This window comes from Weissella paramesenteroides ATCC 33313 (assembly GCF_000160575.1).
GTDB lineage: Bacteria > Bacillota > Bacilli > Lactobacillales > Lactobacillaceae > Weissella > Weissella paramesenteroides.
On sequence record NZ_GG697130.1, the window covers coordinates 127,748 to 143,248 of the forward strand.

At 36.7% G+C, this 15,501-nt stretch carries 14 protein-coding genes; all 14 read right to left on the minus strand.

Going from position 1 to position 15,501, the window contains the following annotated elements; genetic code table 11:
- Positions 1 to 58 precede the first annotated feature (58 nt).
- The 14 genes from HMPREF0877_RS06585 to ileS all read right to left on the minus strand — a co-directional run bounded on the left by HMPREF0877_RS06585 (position 59) and on the right by ileS (position 15,277).
- Complete coding sequence (locus HMPREF0877_RS06585; RefSeq protein ID WP_002828523.1) at positions 59 to 1,252, minus strand: acetate/propionate family kinase; 1,194 nt, start codon at positions 1,250 to 1,252, stop codon at positions 59 to 61.
- 108 nt (positions 1,253 to 1,360) lie between these two features.
- Positions 1,361 to 2,365, minus strand: a complete 1,005-nt coding sequence (locus HMPREF0877_RS06590; protein WP_002828524.1) for a class I SAM-dependent methyltransferase — start codon at positions 2,363 to 2,365, stop codon at positions 1,361 to 1,363.
- 74 nt (positions 2,366 to 2,439) lie between these two features.
- Positions 2,440 to 2,733: a hypothetical protein gene (locus tag HMPREF0877_RS06595; RefSeq protein WP_002828525.1), complete on the minus strand. Its 294-nt coding sequence runs from the start codon at positions 2,731 to 2,733 to the stop codon at positions 2,440 to 2,442.
- Complete coding sequence (locus tag HMPREF0877_RS06600; RefSeq protein ID WP_002828526.1) at positions 2,717 to 3,154, minus strand: hypothetical protein; 438 nt, start codon at positions 3,152 to 3,154, stop codon at positions 2,717 to 2,719. The genes HMPREF0877_RS06595 and HMPREF0877_RS06600 overlap by 17 nt, the downstream gene beginning before the upstream one ends.
- The gene (locus HMPREF0877_RS10140; RefSeq protein ID WP_155809308.1) at positions 3,127 to 3,288 is read right to left on the minus strand and encodes a hypothetical protein; all 162 of its coding nucleotides are present in this window, start codon (positions 3,286 to 3,288) and stop codon (positions 3,127 to 3,129) included. Before HMPREF0877_RS10140 ends, HMPREF0877_RS06600 begins: the two co-directional genes overlap by 28 nt.
- A gap of 22 nt (positions 3,289 to 3,310) precedes the next feature.
- Positions 3,311 to 3,703 carry a type II secretion system protein gene (locus HMPREF0877_RS06605; protein ID WP_002828528.1) on the minus strand — a complete coding sequence of 131 codons (393 nt, stop codon included), beginning with the start codon at positions 3,701 to 3,703 and terminating at the stop codon, positions 3,311 to 3,313.
- Between the two features lies 1 nt (position 3,704).
- Entirely contained in the window at positions 3,705 to 4,031 is a 327-nt protein-coding gene (locus tag HMPREF0877_RS06610; RefSeq protein WP_002828529.1) for a competence type IV pilus major pilin ComGC, read from the minus strand.
- Positions 4,028 to 5,920 (minus strand): competence type IV pilus ATPase ComGA, encoded by a 1,893-nt coding sequence (comGA, locus tag HMPREF0877_RS10000; protein WP_002828530.1) that lies wholly within the window; start codon positions 5,918 to 5,920, stop codon positions 4,028 to 4,030. Before comGA ends, HMPREF0877_RS06610 begins: the two co-directional genes overlap by 4 nt.
- Before the next feature lie 119 nt (positions 5,921 to 6,039).
- Positions 6,040 to 7,491: an NCS2 family permease gene (locus HMPREF0877_RS06625; RefSeq protein ID WP_002828531.1), complete on the minus strand. Its 1,452-nt coding sequence runs from the start codon at positions 7,489 to 7,491 to the stop codon at positions 6,040 to 6,042.
- 260 nt (positions 7,492 to 7,751) lie between these two features.
- Positions 7,752 to 8,474 (minus strand): YebC/PmpR family DNA-binding transcriptional regulator, encoded by a 723-nt coding sequence (locus HMPREF0877_RS06630; protein WP_002828532.1) that lies wholly within the window; start codon positions 8,472 to 8,474, stop codon positions 7,752 to 7,754.
- 78 nt (positions 8,475 to 8,552) lie between these two features.
- Positions 8,553 to 11,057, minus strand: coding sequence for an SF1B family DNA helicase RecD2 (recD2, locus tag HMPREF0877_RS06635; RefSeq protein ID WP_002828533.1), 2,505 nt, complete (start codon positions 11,055 to 11,057; stop codon positions 8,553 to 8,555).
- A complete protein-coding gene (locus HMPREF0877_RS06640; RefSeq protein ID WP_002828534.1) occupies positions 11,038 to 11,706 on the minus strand; it encodes a tetratricopeptide repeat protein in 669 nt (222 codons plus the stop codon). The genes recD2 and HMPREF0877_RS06640 overlap by 20 nt, the downstream gene beginning before the upstream one ends.
- 21 nt (positions 11,707 to 11,727) lie before the next feature.
- A complete protein-coding gene (locus HMPREF0877_RS06645; RefSeq protein WP_002828535.1) occupies positions 11,728 to 12,390 on the minus strand; it encodes a histidine phosphatase family protein in 663 nt (220 codons plus the stop codon).
- A 94-nt stretch (positions 12,391 to 12,484) separates the two neighbouring features.
- Entirely contained in the window at positions 12,485 to 15,277 is a 2,793-nt protein-coding gene (ileS, locus tag HMPREF0877_RS06650) for an isoleucine--tRNA ligase (RefSeq protein ID WP_040760859.1), read from the minus strand.
- Positions 15,278 to 15,501 lie beyond the last annotated feature (224 nt).

Sequence of the window (15,501 nt, forward strand, 5' to 3'; positions counted from 1 at the left end):
CAACAAATAAAAAGCCAGAACCACAAAAGTTCTAGCTTTAGAATATTTATTATTGAAATTACTTATTTTGGGCTTGCAATGCTTGTATGTCACGAGCAATCATAAGTTCTTCGTTAGTAGCAACCTTCAAAACTGCTGCAGTTGAATCGTCTGTTGACAAAATAACTTCATCATCACGTAATTCATTCTTTTCTGCGTCAATTTTAATGCCCATGAATGCCAAACGGTTAATGATTTCTTCACGAACATTTGCAGCATTTTCACCAATACCGGCAGTAAATGTTAATGCATCTACTCCACCAAGCTCAACGTAATACTGACCAATGTAACGAACAACACGATCAATAAACATTTCCAATGCAAGTGCTGCATGATCATTAGTATCTGCAACAGACTCCAAGTCACGCATATCAGAAGAAATTGTTGATACTCCTAATAATCCAGACTTCTTATTCAAAACATCTAGCATCTCATCATTTGATAGACCTTCACGATTTTGAATATAGTATACAAGAGAAGGATCAACATCCCCAGTACGAGTAGCCATCATCACACCAGCCAATGGTGAGAATCCCATTGATGTATCGTATGATTTACCATCCTTAATAGCCGTAACCGATGCACCAGCACCTAAGTGTAACGTAATCAACTTCAAATCTTCTAGTTTCTTACCAAGTAAATCTGCTGTACGTTGTGCAACGTACATATGTGAAGTTCCGTGAGCACCATACTTACGTGCCCCATACTTTGTGTAGTATTCATATGGCAAGGCATACAAGTAATTCTTCTTAGGCATTGTTTGGTGGAATGCCGTATCAAATACAGCAACTGACAAGGCGTTTGGCAACAACTTTTGGAACACGCGAATTCCCAATGCTTCAGAAGTATTGTGCAATGGTGCATAGTCTGCTAAACGTTCAATTTTGTTAAGGGCTTCATCATCAACAATAACTGACTTATTGAACCACTCCCCACCAGCAACAATACGGTGACCAACACCAGTAATTTCTGTAAGATCTTTGATAACTTCGTGTGCTTTTAATTGCTCAAGCAACAAATTTATTGCAGCTTCATGATCTGCAATATCTTGCACAAGCTCAGTTTTCTCCCCATTAAATTTCAAAGTAAAAATTGCATCGCTCATACCGATACGTTCTACTTGTCCCTTTGCAATCACTGTTTCTGCTGGCATTTCAAATAATTGAAATTTTAGTGATGATGATCCAGCATTAATCGCCATTGTCTTAGCCATATATACTTATCTCCTCTTTCCATATGGAATTCATTATTAACTCAAAATAGTATATCACAAAAAAATGCAATTCGTGTACATAAAGCCATTAATGTCGTGCTACCATAACTAATTATACAAGTGGTTTGCTGTCATCCAAGCTGTCAATTCTGTCACAAACTTCTTGTTTTCAACTTCATTCGATAATTCAGGAGTTCTTGCCAACATCACTGGTTTTGCTTGTACGGCATCAGCACCAGAACGCTGTAATATAAGGATTACTTTTCTTAATTTAGAATCTTTAAATAAGTTACTAGGTAACTGAATCAATGACTGAAAATAGACCTCATCTGTTTGTAAATAACTTAACAATTTTTTGCTCTGGTCACTTTCAAATAAATTCGATGGAACAGTTAAAATTGCTAATCCACCTGGCTTTAATGCAGCAACACTTTGTTCAATTAGTAGATGATGTACAAAAGTTAACCCTTCTTCAATACGTGTCACGAAAGATTTTGGCACCTCTTTTGGATAATAGCCAATTGGCAAGTCACCAATAATAATATCAGCATCACCAGTCATTGGCGTTGTAACACCATCAGTCAAGGTTAACTGCCATGATTCATTCAATAATGCTGCAACACCACTCGCAACAGTCAACATCGTGTCATCATTCTCAAATCCTTGAATGTGGACTTTTTTCCCTGCAGATTGTAATGCTTGGCTTATTGTTGCTAATAAATTACCTGTTCCAACTGCAATTTCCTTAAGGTGAACGTCAGTTTTCCCCTCTGTAAATTTCTCAGCAATGAACGCAATCCACATGCCAATTGCATCTGGTGTAACTTGATAGTTTGCCTGCAAGCCATCTTGATGAATCGTACTGACTAATAAAAATTGTAAAACTTGACGGCGATCTACTAATTGTAAATCCGAAAATTTTGCTGCCTGGACATCTTTTTTTAAATCTTGTTGTTGTTTATGTGATAATGATTCCCAATCATTATCAGTTTGTCCTAACATAATTTCAAATAAAATTATTAAAGCTTCGATTGATGCAATATCAAGAAAGGCTACTAATTTCTGCTGTGCCGATTGTAGATTCTTAACACTGACTTCAATTTTTTCGTACATGTCATTACCTCATCTTTCATACTAGAGACTAGTGTAGCTAGTTTCTGAGTAGCTGACAAGATATATATCATTTATTATTTTTTTCGTGGTACCCTGACAGATTGCAGTTCGGTGACTTTAACAATATAGTAATCCTTCGTAATAACCACAACACGAGGTAGAACAAAGAGGCGTTTATCTGCTTTAATTTCTTTACAGCTACGTATATATTGCACAGCCTGATAGCGGCCAAGCCAATATTGATATTCTTGCTTTCGTAAATTTTGTTGTTCTACTTGCCTTTGTAACCACATGGTCAATCCTGCCAACAAGCAGAAACTTAAGGTTACTGTTTGAACTAAAATTATTGCTTTACGCTTTTTGACCATTAATATATATTTCTTCCTTAAAAATTGATCCATTGTCAAATTCTAATGTTATAACGTATAAATATGGTGTTAATTCTTTAAAAGCCACTCTCTTCACCCCTAGCATATAGGATAAGAATTTTCCATCATTTCGATACAAACAAAGACATTTCCCCCATAGTCCAAATTGATAAGTTTTGTTAGTTTTCACGTTTTTAATGGTCAGAACACGATCATTTGCGTCAATAATTTTATAATTTAAAGCATCATTCTCTAAACGATCAACTAAACGAGTGACCTGAAACTTTTGTATTTCATAATTGTGGTGCTGTTTAATAATATTTAGTCCCTGTGATGATATAGAAAAGATAAGAAACAGACCACTCAACATCGTAAAAGCGATAATACACTCAATTAATGTAAATCCGTTCCTGTTAACCATTTTCTTCGTTCCTGATAATATTTTTCTTTAATACTATTGATGGCACGGTCGTCAACCTGGTTTTGACGAGTGATTGTCTCGACTGATTGACAAACAATCGATATGGTTCCCAAAACAACTACAAAACTAATCATTGCCTCCAACAGAATAAATCCCCTACGTTGTGAAACGATACGTGCCTCCTCCTAGTTGAAAAATTAATAAAATATGTTTATTAGTATTGCGATTGACAAAAGAAATCGTATCAGCAGTTACCGTAGTTGATCGCCAATTAATGTGTACATAATTACCGGCAAACCACCCTCTTGGTAATTTAATTTTCTCACTACCAATGATAATCGTATTTTTGTAACCGTAAATATTAAAATCCAGTTCTTTCCCTAGTACCACTTTTTGTTGCTCTTTAATATATTTTTGCGCAAATTCTTGTTTCACATTTTGCCAGTCTTGGTTATTGTCATCCTTTGGTAAGATTACCGGTATTGAAAGTACCAGACAAACCGATAAGACAACCATTGTTTCGAACAACGTGACTCCTTTTCGGTTCATCTTACTTTCCTTGAATTACCTTATCACCCTTAATTTCAAAATGCGCCTTACCCATTTGCTGTACCTGAGAAGTGGTCAAATACCCTGCGTTCATTAGATTAGATATTGTAATCGTTTGTGTATCAGGAACGTCTTGTGCAATATGGAACATATTTACCTGACTTTGAAGAGTCTGCATTAACGCTGCACGTTGCCTGTCTTCAGCTGTTTTACGGATATGTGCAACATTAGGATAAATCAATGCAACTAATAATCCAATAATAAACAGGGTCGTTACAACTTCAATTAATGTAAATCCTTTACGACGTGATACCTGACGGTTTTTCATTGCACAATGCCTCCCATATTTTTGTACATTGGTACAAGCGTTAAATAGTATAAGCCAATTACGACAACTCCAATAATGGCAAAACATATTGGTTGAATTAAGGTTAAATATTTTTTTATTCGTTCATCTAGCAACTCAAATTTACGATTCGCCAAAATTTGAAAGTTTTCACCAATTTGTTGTTGCGTGTGACCCAGATTAAACAATAAGGCACACTCTTTAGGCAAAAAAGCTACCGATAAAATGAAATCACGAATATTTTCACCATTACTTAATGCGTGCCAAGCCTTGTCCCCAATGTATGAGATTAGTCCATTTGTTGTTTTTTTACGCACCTTTGCGACAATCGTAGCTAATTCAACACCGCTTGATAGTAACAATCCTAATTGCAAGCAAATATAGTACTCTACGCTAAGGGTTAATAATGTACCAATAATTGGACACTTCATGATGATTTTTATCCGTGTTTCCCAACATAGCTTTGCAAACCACCAGATACTAAGTGAAAGACCCAGCATAGGCACTAAAGTTCCTATAATTAGCCATGAAGGCTTCAAATTTGTTTTCAATATTGCTAAGTCTGCGCCTGATTGCCCAAGCTCTGGCAATAAAACAGTTAAATAGCCAATTATTAACACCACTAAAAGTATCATCAAAATTAACGGATATAACAATATTTGACGTAATTTTCTGAACTGTACTAATTTTCCTCGTTCTCTGGCACCTAATTCTTGTAACAATGGTGTTAATTGTCCATGTATAATTGCAAAATCAAGTTGTTGCACAATCTCGGTTCTGATAAATGGAGACATCACTTCAGCCAAGGTAAGTCCTGCGGTTAGGCCAAAAATGATATTTTCCACGTCCTTTAGAGGTAGTTTAAGTAAAATTTGTAATGTCATTAATGAACTTTCTAAATCAAAACCAACTTTAGATAAATGACATAAATTTTCAAAAAATTCAACTTGTAACTTACGTGGCCACTGTGTTTGTTTCTGCATTTTTAAATCCACCAATAATTTTTTCAAACTTATTCCACTATTTAAATTTAAATGCACATATGAATGATTTTCATGCTGCATCATTTCTTGATAACCCAAACCAACAATCACCTGATTTAATAAATCTACTGGAATGCCAAAAGCCCGTAACCGATACCAAATCCCCGTAATAGACATTGCATGAACTGTACTTAAAATTAAGTGACCACTCAACGCTGCTTGAACAACAACGTGCGCTGTTTCTGCATCACGAATTTCGCCAATAATCATAACATCAGGATGATGCCGTAATGCCAACTTAAGCAGTCGATCATAACTCATTTGAGCAGCATTATTTACCTGTAACTGTAAAAATTGTGGTACGACTAATTCAACAGGATCCTCAATAGTAAGTACCATTTGATCATTTAAATGATTTGCTGCGACATGATAGAGTGTGGTTGTTTTACCAGAACCCATCTGACCAGCAAGCAGAATCAAACCTTGCTTCAATTTTATTAGTTGCGCCAGTTCATTCAATTTATGAACAGGTCGCCAATCTAAATAGTTATCTTGCATATCATAGATAAGGCGGATTACTATTGATTCTCGATTTAAAAAATCTGCTACACTTGAAATTCGTAAATGAAGGGATTGTGAATCTAAAAAATATTGCCACCGTCCAAGCTGTGGGCGACGAGCCTCACTAATGTCCATATGTGCTGAAAATTTTATATGACGGATAAGTGCTTCCCCAATTTCAGCTTCAAAATGCCTTACTTTTTCCAAACCATTAGTCGAATAGTAAATCATTTGAAAGCCATCAGAACATGGCCAAATATACACGTCACTTGCATGCTGTTTTGATGCCAAATCAATGATATCGTAAAACATTTTCTGTATTTTCATGCTATTTCTCACCTCCTAACCTTTACAAAGACGTCACCCATCCTAAAAAGTCTATTTTTTAATCAAAAAAATCCAGTAACGTTTAACACGTTACTGGATGCCAAATATTCTATAAAACACTAACTAACTGCAATAACAATAAAATTCAAAACAAACAACAATGAAACTATCCACAAAATAACACTGATTTCGCTGAACTTACGCTTCACAGTTTTAATTAACACATAGAAGATAAAGCCGGCTGCAATTCCATATGAAATTGAATATGAGAAGGCCATGAACGCGGAAGTAAAGAATGCTGGTACTGCTACTTCCATGTCATCCCAATCAATTGCTTTAAATTCATTCATCATCATGATACCAACAACAACTAGGATAGGAGCTGTTGCAGCACTTGGAATAACATTAACTAGTGGTGCAGCAATAATCGACAACAAGAATCCAATTGCTACAACAACAGCCGTTAATCCGGTACGACCACCTGCTTTAATACCTGTTGAAGCTTCAATAAAAGTTGTCGTATTTGAAGTTCCAAAAATTCCAGCAAACATCGTTGCAAAAGTATCAGCAACCAAGCCACGATCCATTTTTGACTTAAAGCCCTTATTTTCATAGAATTCCTTTTGGTCTGCCTTTGAGAAAATACCACTAGAAATACCTGTTCCAATAAAGGTTCCAATGGCATCAAACAAACCTGAAAGTCCCATTGAGAACACTGTCAAAATGACAATCAAAATATTTTTGGGTGAGTTAAACATTGACCACAAGCCATTAGAACCTAAAGCTTGACCAAAAATAGAACCAAAATCATGGAATGTTGTCGAAAATGATGATAATCCATTAACATGAGTATTTGTCACACCCATTGGAATACCAATAATCGTTGTTACAAAAACAGAAATCAAAAATGCTCCGGGAACATTAGCGACAACCAATAATACCAAGAGTACTAACCCAATCAGCGCTAATAATACTGATGGATCTGTGAATGTTGTTATCTCAGGTGTCGTACCACCATTACCGGTTAACGTTTCAATAGCTTTCGCTCCACCACCATGAAATGGTGAATTATTTAAGGAAATAATATTTTCTGAATTAACTAAATAATTAATAAATCCAGCATTCTTTAAACCAATATAAGCAATAAACAACCCAATACCTGCTGCAATAGCGTGTTTTAGTTGTGCTGGAATTGATTTAACAATCAATGATCGAACTTTTGTTAATGTGATAATGACATCTACCAAACCAACTAAAAATACCATCCCCAGGGCTTGTTGCCAAGTATAACCTAAACCAAAAACAATCGTGTATGTAAACATGGCTTGCATACCAATCGAAGGGGCAAGTGCATATGGCAAATTAGCGAACAAACCTGTAATCAAGGTACCTGTAACAGCTGTTAAAATAGTTGCCAAAAAAACACCTTGACTAGGCATACCTGTCAACGAAAGCACTGCAGGATTTAAAAAGATAATATAAGCCATCGCCACAAAGGTCGTAATACCTGCAATGACCTCAGTCCGTACGGTTGTATGGTTTTCCGATAGCTTAAAGAAACGCTCCAACATAATAAGTTCTTCTCCCTAAAAAAATCATGTTAGCATACTCTGCCAACATGATTAAAGATCAACTAATATATTGCTAGCACCCTTATGGTACAACTAAATAACATAATTAATGTTTAAGTCTGTGGCAGAACACGTTAACGACTTCTATTTAAATAAATAATATTTTAACATTATTCCTAATTCAATTATTAGTCAATAATATTTTCAATAAAAAAAGAACTTGTTCAGTAAACAAGTTCTTTTAAAAAGCAAAATAGTAACTATTCAGCTGTTGTAAATACTGCTTGCACGTCGTCATTTTCTTCCAACTCAGCAACCAAATTATCCAATGATTCTTGCTTATCCTCTGGTACAGCCATTGGATTTTGCGCAACCATTGTCACTTCGTCAATACTAAATTGGTAACCCTTGGCTGCCAAAGCATCACGAACTTCAGGGAAAGACTTAGGATCAGTGTAAATTTCAAATTGATCATCAAAAGTCTTCATATCTTCTGCCCCAGCATCTAACATATCTTCAAATAATTGATCTTCATCAATTTCAGTATCTTCATCACGTTCGATTTCAAGGTAACCCTTACGGTCGAATTGGAATGAAACTGATCCTGAAGTTCCAAGCTCACCACCAAAGTGCTTGAATGATGAACGTACAGAAGAAGCTGTACGGTTTGTGTTGTCAGTCAAGGCTTCAACCAAAACTGCAATACCTGCTGGACCATAACCTTCATAAGTTAACTCTTGATAATTAGCCCCGTTTGCTCCGGAAGCCTTATCAAGTGCTCGTTGGATATTATCCTTAGGCATGTTAGCAGCCTTTGCCTTGTCGATAACGAGACGCAAACTTGAGTTTGAATCTGGATCAACACCACCAGCTTTTGCTGCCGTATACAAATCACGAGCTAACTTTTGGAAAATCTTACCACGCTTCGCATCTTGGGCGTTCTTACGTCCTTGGATGTTATGCCATTTACTATGTCCTGACATTTTCAGAAACCCCTTTTCTTTCGAAAATTTATCGTCTTATTTTACCATATAATTAGCGCTCTGACTAGTTTATGTCGCTTACACTGACATAAAATCTGCCGGTGTCAAACCATCTAGTCCAATATTTGGACTAATTTTATTACTATTTATCAAATCAACAGTCAAAATATAGTTATCTTTTGCAGCAGTTGCTGTTGGTAAATCTGTATCATCATGGGATAATGGTTGACTTGCCAATGAATCTGCTTCATTTTTTGATTCATCAACTAATTGCTGATTCTCTCGCGAACCTACCTGTTGATTAGCATACTGCATAATACGCGCTTGTAGTGTGGTTTGGCGATTGACACCGGTCGTTAGCACTGCTTGTTGGTATGCACTTTCCTGTCCAAGTAAGACCAACGATTCACTAGCTCTTGTTAAGCCTGTGTAAAGAAGATTTCTTTGTAGCATTCTTGAAAAGGCGTTGACCAAAGGCATAATAACTAATTTATATTCAGTTCCTTGCGATTTATGGATGGTGGTAGCATAGGCCAATGTCAACTGTTGCCAATTTTCACGGGTATAAATAACCTCACCTGTGTCAAATGAAACTGTTATAACATCTTTTTTGTCTGTATTCGCTTTATCCTTAGCTAATAGAATTGTGGAAATATACCCAATATCTCCATTAAAAACATTATTTTCTGGATCATTCGTTGTTTGCATTACTTTATCGCCAACACGAAATGTAAAAGTGAAATCACCATTTTTTACTAAAATCGTTTTCTTTTTATTCGTTATTGGATTAAATATGTTTTGAGCAATTTCGTTCAAATGATTAACGCCAGCCTGTGTTCGATACATTGGTGCTAATATTTGCATATCAGCAACCGAATTTCCTTTCTTTTGCCAACTCGTCGCAATTTTTTCGACTAAATTTGGCACCTGTCTTAATTCAGCTGAAAAAAATGAGCGATCAATTTTCTGATCAGTAAAATCATCAGGTAATCGTCCGTTTTTAACATCATTTGCTAAGGAAATGATTGTTGAGCCTTTACCCTGGCGATGAATTGTCTCAAGTTCTCGATAATTCAAAATACCACTTGCTAATAAATCATAAAATACACGTCCTGGTCCAACAGATGGCAATTGATCCTTATCACCAACCAAGATTACTTGCATATCTGCACGAACAGCGGATAATAAGGTCGCAAATAATTGCGTATCAACCATCGACATTTCATCAACAACTAATAGTTGCCCGGTTAATTCTTCAATATCAACATCATCTAGGTTTGCTTCACGCCCTGTTATACCTAATAAATGATGAATTGTACTGGCCGCCATGCCAGTTGACTCTTGTAATCGTTTTGCTGCACGTCCGGTTGGCGCTACTAAATGAACGCCTTGGTCAATCTCATCAGACTTTATGCCATCTTGTCTTAATAACTTTTTCAGAGTTGCAACAACACCACTAATAATAGTTGTTTTTCCAGTTCCTGGACCACCAGTCAAGATAAATAACTGGTTTGTTAAAGCTGCGATAATTGCTTCACGTTGCGTTGCATCATATTTAAAATCATTAGCAGATTCAACTTCATCCAAATACTTAACAACGTCTTTTCTTGAATAGGTTTGTTGTTTTCTCTCAGTTAAATCAATAAGTTCTTTAGCAATTTGATTTTCAGATTCAAAAATCTCTCTTATATATAAATAACTACCATCTGCAACTACAACACCCTCTTGAGTCAGTGTTAGTAGTGCCTGTTTAATTAAACTTTCATCAACTTCTATGCGTTGGGCATGCTCAAGAAGGTGCTTTGTCGTCGCTAATAAATCCGGTAACACCATATATGTATCCCCGGATTCAAATGTCTTCAAATTAATCGCAGCAATAACACCTGCGCTTACACGGCGATCATCCAAAGCATCAATACCTTGTTGTAATGCAAACTGGTCAATTCTTTTAAATGAAACACCATCGATATCAATTACTAATTGGTACGGGTTGTTTTTCAATATTGTTAATGTTTCTTGTTGATATTTTTGATAAATTGTTGTGGCTAAATTAGAGCCAAAGCCAAAATCATTCAATGCAATGATTGCTCGTTCCATACCGTCAGATTTTGCTAGTTGGTCAACAATGACTGTCTGAACTTTCTCTGAAAGACCGATATTAGATAAAACTTTACTATTATCTAAAATTAAATCAATCGCATCTGTTCCCAAAGTGTCCACAATTTTCGTTGCCGTTGCTTTCCCAACACCTGGAAATTTTTCACTTGAAAAATAAGCGACTAATCCTGATACCGAGCTGGTAGCCTGCCGATGATAATTCATGGCTACAAACTGAATGCCATAACGAGCATGTTTTTTCAGTTGTCCTTTAAATTCATAGCTGGCACCTATTTGAATGTCGCCAAAATTACCAGTGACCGTCATTTCGTCATCATCAAAATCAAAATTTTTTTCTAATATCGTAATCCGCAGAACTTTATAAAAAGAATTTTGCGCCGAGAAAACAATGGTCGCAATTTGACCGACAACTGTTGGTTCTGTGTCAGTTCCATCTTCAAAAATATCAGTCTGTGTTTCGCTCATTGTTTGTGCTCCCCAACATGACCTGAATTAAATCATCTAATCGACTAGCATCTGCTTGATATTGTTTTGGATCTATCTTTTTAGCAATTTGCAACCACTGATTGTCCTGTTCATTTAAAGCCATGGCAACAACCCCACGACCCAAATTTGCCGAATAATCATCACTATTTATGATTAGTGCGCTATCAAAAGCATCCCTTGCTGCTTTACTATCGCCCAAACTCAACCAAATATTTCCTAACAAAATCTGTGCATTTAAATCGGCATTATCTTGTTGTACAGCCGTTAACGCAAACGCTAACCCCTGCTTAAATTTATTTTGTGCATAAAAACTTTGCGCCTGCATCATTGTTGCATCATGCTTTAATTTTGCATCTGTAATCTTATTAAAAAAACTTGTTGCGCGCGAATAATCCGCTGCAGTGTAATAGACATTACCCGTTGCATAGAGTAACTCCTGCTGTGCTGCTTCATTATTCTTAAAAATAGATAGACTTTTTAACGCCAAGTCTTCTGCCTCAACCAAACTATTAATGACTGTTAAAACATTTACTAAGTCAACATACGCTTGCCAATGATCCGGATGTTCAGAAATATCTTTAACTAGTTGTTTTATATCTTTTTGAACATCTTCATCTAATTTAGCCATTTATTTTTCCTACCTAATTTTTTAAATTGTATTTGATGCATTAGCGGGTACATTCAAATAGCTTGTATCATTTCGAATTAATTCCTTAAATTTAATGCCATCATTTGTTTCAAGAATCGACGTACTTGTATTACCCAGACCACCACGATCTCTCAAATTAGCTAATGGAATATTTAACAAACCACCCATTCCTGCAGTAAGGGCTGCACCATGACTAAAGAAGATTAAGTTCACATCTTTTCCACCATAAGCATTTACAGCATCAAAGACTGCTCTTCTAAAGCGTTGTTGAACCGCTTCGAATGTTTCTGCACCTGGAACCTGGCTAGCATCAAACCTTTCTGGATGATGTCGTGAAGCATCGTACATCGTAAGCCAGTCTTGCTTGACCTCTTTAAACGTTAATCCTTCCCACACCCCAAATGAAAACTCTTTTAATCCATTCAAAACGGTTAATTCTGGTTGGTTATTTATATAAGCGAGCGTTTGCTCTGCCGTATCCATAGCACGCTTGATTGGACTTGTAAAAGCATGGGCAAATGTCACATCACTTAGGTAGTTACCCAAATCAGCAATCTGATCAATTGATTCAGGTAACAATGGTGAATCGCCGCCGGACCCTTGAAAACGCCCTTCAGCATTCCAAACAGTTTTTCCGTGGCGTATAAAATATAATTTCGTCATGCAGTGATTCTCCAATCCATTTTAAGTAGTTACTATTCATTATAATCAAAAAAACGACTAGAAACAAAGTTCTAGCCGTTCATCTGATTAATTATTATTCTAAACCGTCTGTCAATGCTTCTGGGAAGTTTTCACGGACAATTTCTGCTTCATGTGCTGACAACATTGGGAAATCCTTATCTGATCCCAAATCAGTATGGTACATTCTGTCTCGTGGTGAAACCTCACCAACCGCATGTGCGACTTCAATCTTGTAACCATCATAATTTTCAACATCTGCTGATGCATCTGTCACATCTGCTAAGTGTAACTGAGACACAAGCAATAACACGCGAATATCTTGTCCTAATGCATCAACCATTTGTGCTTGTTCCTTGGTTAAGTACAAAGTTAAGGCAGCTTCAGCTGGCTTACCAATTAGTTTAGCATTACGGGCTTCTTCTAGAGCCTTATTCGCTGCATCACGTAATTTCATAAATGAAGACCAATTTGCAAATAATTCAGTATTATCACCCAAATCTTCGACTTCTGGCATATTTGTTAAGTATGCAAAGTCTTCAGTCTCATAAGGCAAATATTCAAAAATTTCTTCTGCTGTATGTGGCAAAATTGGTAACATCAATTTATCTAATCCAACAACAATCTTATACAAAACCGTTTGTAGAGAGCGACGAAGATGACCATTAGGTGCTTCAACATACAAAATGTCCTTCGCAAAGTCCAAATAAAAGGCTGACAAATCAACATTAATGAAGTTAATGAGTAGTTTATGAACTGATTGGAAGTCATAAGCATCATATGCTGCTTTAAGCTCACTAATCAATTGATTAAATCGTGCATAAAAATACTTATCTACTTCTGTTAAATCTTCATACGCCACAGTATCTTCATTTGGATTAAAGTCTGCTGTATTTGCTAATAAGAAACGCATCGTGTTTCTAATCTTACGATAGATTTCTGAAGTTTGAGATAAGATATCCATCGAAACACGTACATCAGCTGATGTATCCACAGTTGATACCCACAAACGAATGATTTCAGCACCCATTTGCTTGATAACTTCATTCGGTTCAATGGTATTGCCAATTGATTTCGACATCTTCTCACCATTACCATCTAAAGTAAAGCCTTGTGAAACGACTTCCTTGTAAGGTGCCTTACCAGTAACCGCCACTGATGTAATCAATGAAGAATTGAACCAGCCTCGATATTGATCAGAACCTTCCAGAACCAATGTTTCAGGGAATTCTAATTCTGGTCTAGTTGCCATCACACCTTGATGAGAACTACCTGAATCAAACCAAACATCCATGATATCTGTTTCTTTGGTAAATTCGCCATTTGGTGAATGCTCGTTCGTATAGCCTTCCGGCAACAAATCTTTTGCTTCACGTTCAAACCACACAGTTGACCCATGTTCAGCAACCAAATCTGCCACATGGTCAATGATATCTGGATCTATAATCGCAGTACCATCTTCTGCGTAAAAAATTGGTAGTGGTACACCCCAGACACGTTGACGAGAAATAACCCAATCGCCACGATCCCGAATCATGTTGTATAGTCGTTTCTTACCCCATTCTGGCTTGAATGTCACATCATCCAACGCATCCAAAATTTCTTGACGGAAACTATTAATTGATGCAAACCATTGTGGTACAGCACGGAAAATAACTGGTTTCTTTGTACGCCAATCAAATGGGTAACTGTGCGTAATTGGTTCTGATTTAACAAGTGCATCAACGTCTCTTAACTTCTGTAATGACAATTCATTTGCATCTTCATAGAAGACACCATCAAAATCTTCACCAGCTTCAGCAGTTAAATACCCGCGATCATCAACATTCATAATCGGTGTGATACCATAACGCTTACCCGTCATAAAGTCATCTTCACCAAAACCAGGTGCTGTGTGAACAAGACCAGTTCCGGTATCATCAGTCACATAGTCTGCCAAAACAACTAAAATGTCACGATCCATATATGGATGTTCTGTCACCATATATTCAAGATCTTTACCTTCAAAAGTTGCCAAGATGGTTGGCTCTTCCCAACCAAATTTTTCTGACAAAGATGATAGTAATGACTCAGCAACTAGATACTTTTTAGTTGTGTTCTGAGGTTGAACTTGCACATATTTAAAATCAGGGTGAACTGCTAATGCTTGTGAAGCAGGTACAGTCCATGGTGTGGTCGTCCAAGCCACTAAATAAGTGTCTTGATCTAATACCCCTTTACCATCTTTGATTTTTTCAGAGATAAATGCTGACTCCGAAGTAACATCATGGTATTCAATTTCAGCCATTGCTAAAGCAGATTCTGACGACCATGACCAGAAGACTGGCTTCTTACCACGGAAAATCAAATCGCGCTTTGCCATACTACCAAAGACCCGAAGCTGTGCCGCCTCAAATGATGGTTGTAGGGTTAAGTATGGATGATCCCAGTCAGCTGAAACTCCTAAACGCTTAAAATCAGCCATCTGCTTTTTAACTTGCTTATGCGCAAATTCATCAGCCATCTTACGCCAAATAACAGGTCCAACCTTTTTACGATCTTTACCAGCTTTTGTTAACTGTTGTTCAATTGGTAGTCCATGCGTATCCCATCCTGGTACGTATGGTGCATAATAGCCATTCATAGACTTGTAACGAACAATAATATCCTTTGAAATTTTATTCATTGCATGACCAATATGAATATTTCCATTTGCATATGGAGGACCATCATGTAGCATAAACGATGGCTTACCAGCATTTAATTTTTGACGGCGCTCATAGACTTTATTTTCAAACCAAATATTTTCGCGTTGTAACTCTGTTTGTGGTAAGTTACCACGCATTGGAAACTTGGTTTTACCAAGATTTAATGTTTGCTTGATTTTCATAAGCATTTCCTTTCCTCAACCCTTGCTGATTACCAACAATGAGTTGGTAACAAAAAACCCGCATCAGTCATTTCTGACTAACGCGGGACGTTTTAACCGTGGTACCACCCGAATTCACAATTTACACTTGTAAATTGCCTCTTCAACATGTATGTGTACTGATTCTCTGCTGATAGATATAATTCGTCACTATCTTAGGCTTACACCATTTCCTAAGTCGCTGG